This is a genomic window from Mycobacterium sp. OTB74 (assembly GCF_029892685.1).
Lineage (GTDB): Bacteria > Actinomycetota > Actinomycetes > Mycobacteriales > Mycobacteriaceae > Mycobacterium.
Map to the genome: position 1 here is coordinate 1 of NZ_JARXVD010000058.1, position 1,252 is coordinate 1,252.

The window sequence follows — 1,252 nt, forward strand, 5'->3', positions numbered from 1 at the left end:
GCAAGTTTAGACTCAGCGCCGATCATGCTGTTGTGCGAGATAGGGCCATTGTGAACATCACCGAATATGACGTGCGCTCGCTGTACCTGGATCTGCTTCGACGGAACCTGACCAGGTTCGGGATGCATGAGCGGATGCCCTCGGAGTGGCCGTTGCGGCGCCGTCTTTTGCTCAAGGCGGCTAATACGTTCGGCCCGAAACTTCGGGGTGCGGGCGTGAGCGGTCAGAATTATCGTGAGGCGGGCCTGGACTGGCCGGCTGAGGCCGAGACGATGATCGGTATGAAGAGGCTGACCAGCCTGCAGCAGTGTGTGGAGACGGTGCTGGCCGAGGATGTTCCTGGTGATCTGGTCGAGACCGGTGTGTGGCGTGGTGGTGCGTGCATCTTGATGCGGGCGGTGCTGGCGGCCTATGGGGATAGCACGCGCAATGTGTGGTTGTGTGATTCGTTCCAGGGCGTTCCGCGTTCGGATACCGCGAATTACAAGGCGGACAAGGGGATTCACGCGGAGATTGTGTCGGGCATCCTGGGTGTTTCGGAAGCTGATGTCAGGAAGAATTTCGAGCGTTACGGGCTTCTGGATGACCAGGTCCGTTTCCTGCCGGGCTGGTTCAAAGACACGCTGCATGATGCGCCGATTGAGCAGATTGCGGTGTTGCGGCTTGACGGGGACCTCTATGAGTCGACGATTCAGGCGCTCGAGCCGCTGTATCCGCGGTTGTCGGTCGGCGGGTTCTGCGTCATCGATGACTACTACGCGGTCAAGGCGTGTGAGCAGGCCGTTACTGATTACCGGGCCAAGCATGGCATCACCACCGAGATCATCGATATCGATGGCACCGGTGCGATGTGGCGCAAACAGTGACGACGGCGGGACGTTGCTGTAGGTCTTGTGCCTGACATACTGCGGCTCGGCATCCTGGGGGCGGCCGGCATCGTGCCCAATGCGGTGATCAAGCCGGCGAAGGACAACGCCGAGGTGGTGGTCGCCGCCGTGGCGGCGCGGGACGTGTCACGGGCGCGGGCCTTTGCGGACAAACACGGCATCGCCCGGGTGCACGAAACCTACGAGGCGCTGATTGCCGACCCCGATGTGGATGCGGTCTACAACCCGTTGCCAAATGCGTTGCACGGCAAGTGGACTCGGGCCGCGCTGGAGGCCGGCAAGCACGTGCTGTGTGAGAAGCCGTTCATGGCCAATGCCGCCGAGGCCCGCGAGATCGCCGAACTGGCCGCCAAGTCCGGCCGGGT

Annotated in this window: 2 protein-coding genes; both read left to right on the forward strand. The window is 62.1% G+C overall.

Translation table 11 applies throughout. The annotated features are described in order from the left end of the window. Window positions 1–56 precede the first annotated feature (56 nt). On the forward strand, window positions 57–866 hold the full coding sequence (locus M2432_RS27885; protein ID WP_280830091.1) for a TylF/MycF/NovP-related O-methyltransferase: 810 nt from the start codon (window positions 57–59) through the stop codon (window positions 864–866). A gap of 27 nt (window positions 867–893) precedes the next feature. Further along, window positions 894–1,252 (forward strand): Gfo/Idh/MocA family oxidoreductase (locus tag M2432_RS27890; RefSeq protein WP_280830090.1); only part of this gene is annotated, 359 nt, incomplete at its 3' end.